This is a genomic window from Methyloparacoccus murrellii (assembly GCF_054657115.1).
Map to the genome: position 1 here is coordinate 1 of NZ_BAAHXD010000093.1, position 2,422 is coordinate 2,422.

The 2,422-nt window shown below is 58.3% G+C and carries 2 protein-coding genes; both read right to left on the reverse strand.

Going from position 1 to position 2,422, the window contains the following annotated elements:
- Window positions 1-46: 46 nt before the first annotated feature.
- Window positions 47-802: an IS21-like element helper ATPase IstB gene (gene istB / locus ACYQ1H_RS15355; protein ID WP_460028911.1), complete on the reverse strand. Its 756-nt coding sequence runs from the start codon at window positions 800-802 to the stop codon at window positions 47-49.
- Window positions 792-2,309: an IS21 family transposase gene (gene istA, locus ACYQ1H_RS15360; protein ID WP_460028912.1), complete on the reverse strand. Its 1,518-nt coding sequence runs from the start codon at window positions 2,307-2,309 to the stop codon at window positions 792-794. Before istA ends, istB begins: the two co-directional genes overlap by 11 nt.
- Window positions 2,310-2,422: the final 113 nt, after the last annotated feature.

Consider the following 2,422-nt stretch of genomic DNA (forward strand, 5'->3'; position numbering starts at 1 on the left):
TTGAAAAGTTTCCAGGGAAGAGCGCCGAATAGTTTCCAGATGAGCGCTAGGGTGATTGGGGTGTGATGCTCCTTTTGCGTTGCTTGAAACGATAGGAGTCATTGCCCGTTTCCAGGATGTCGCAGTGGTGGGTGATGCGGTCCAGCAGGGCCGTGGTCATCTTGGCATCCCCGAACACCTGCACCCACTCGGCAAAGTTGAGATTGGTGGTGATGATCAAGGACGTCTTTTCATAGAGCTTACTGACCAGATGGAACAGTAAGGCACCCCCGGAGGCAGGGAACGGCAGGTAGCCCAGCTCATCGAGAATGATGGCGTCCATGTGGACGAGTTGTTTGGCCAGGTTACCTTCGCGACCTTGCTGCTTTTCCCGGTCCAGTTGGTTGACCAGGTCGACGGCGTTGAAGAACCGCACCCGCTTGCCCTGATGGATAGCGGCGATGCCCAAAGCGGTGGCCAGGTGGGTTTTACCGGTTCCGGTGCCACCGACCAGAATCACGTTGTGCGCTTCCGCCATGAAGCCGGCCGTGGCGAGTTGTTCGACCCGATGCTGTGCCAACGGCGTTTCATGCCAGTTGAAGTTCAACAAGTCGCGATGGATCGGAAAGCGAGCGGCCCTGAGTTGATAGTTGAGGCTGTGTGATTGCCGATACGCTTGTTCAGCGGCGATCAACCGGTCCAACCAGACTTCGGGTATCACGGGCTTTTGTTGATGACCGAACTCGGCCAGCCATTCACTCCAGGCAGCGGCCATGCCATAGAGATGCAAGGCCTTGAGGTCGACTACGCGATCAATGGACATAGGTCACCCCCCGTAAGCTGTCGTAGCGGCTGCAATCGGCGACCGGTTCCAGCGTCAGTTGCGGTATCGACGCACCGGCGGGTTCAAGGGTTTTCGGCCTCGATGCCTCGGTCAGTCGCTGCATGGCATTGACCACCACGGCAGCGCAGATCACGCCGGACTGCAACGTCAACTCACAGGCCACTTCCAGGGTTTCCAATCCGCTGTCCCCAAGCGTGCGCGCCATCAGCAGGAGCTCGACAAAGGCGCGATCGCCCTTGTCCTGCTTCAGAATGCGGTCTCGCACGACTTTGATGGGAACGGGCAGATCCCACTGGACGAAGGGTGCCCCGTGGCGCAGGGCGCCGGGTTTGCGCTCGATCACGGGGAGGTAATGCCAGGGATCACAAATCAGCTGACCGCGACCGAAGCAACGAGCATGGTCAGCCACGATGTCATCGTTGGCCACCATGCGGACTCGGTCAGCGGAGAGACGGACCGAGACCACCTGATTAGCCCATTGGGCCGGTACGCTGTAGCGGTTCCGGTCAGCCGACACCAGGCATTGGGAACTGACCCGGCGCATGTCATCGACATGCCCGTCGAAACGGGCCGTGACGGGAATCAGACAGCCCTGTTCTTCAGCAAAGCACGCCGCGATAGTACGTGAAGCCTGTTCCGGGTGAGCGCGTCGAGCCAATTCCTCACAACGCTGAGCCAGCCAGACATTGAGTTCAACCAAACTGTCGAAATGCGGTGTCGGCGTGAACAGCCATTCGCGCACGTTACCGACCTGATTCTCCACTTGTCCTTTTTCCCATCCCGATTCAGGGGTACAGGCGACCGGTTCAAACAGGTAATGGCTGGCCAGGGCCATGAACCGTCGGTTGAAGCGACGCTCCTTCCCCAGGAATATCGTGTCCACCACCGTTTTGAGGTTGTCATAGACCATGCGCTTGGGGGCGCCGCCAAAGAACGCAAACGCCTGAATATGGGCATCCAGCACCATTTCCTGGGTCTCGCGTGGGTAGGCGACGACGAACATCTTCCGGCTGTAGCTCAGGCGGAAATGCGCCACCTTCACGACGTGCTCGACACCGCCGATGACCACGGTCTCATGACTCCAGTCGAACTGGCAGGTGTCCCCCGGGGAGAACACCAACGGCACAAACACTTGCGTGACTTTCGGTGTTTCGGTGCGTGCGCTCTTCCACACCTTCACAAAGCGTTGAACGGAGGAATAGCCGCCGCGATAGCCCTCCACCTGTAATCGCTCAAACAGACGTTGGGCGGTATGGCGACGTTTCCTGGGCAGGGATGCATCAAACTCCAACCACTCCCTTAACCGATCCCGATAGGGACCCAGTTGGGGATAGGGTTGCTGCTTGCGGGTGGGATAGACCGGGTCGCCCTCGGTCTGTAGATGCTTTCTGACCGTCGGTCGGGATAGATGAAAGCGCCTGGCCAGTTCGCTGATTTTGACCTTCTCAACAAAATGCAGGCGCCGCAGTTCGGCAATGAGTTCCACTCTGATCACTCCAGGTTACTCCGGCTAAAAGCCGGGCATTGAACGACCTGGGGTGGAAAGTTTTCAACGCTCTTTTCCCCAGGACCCTGGAAAGTTTTTCACGCCGTTTTGCA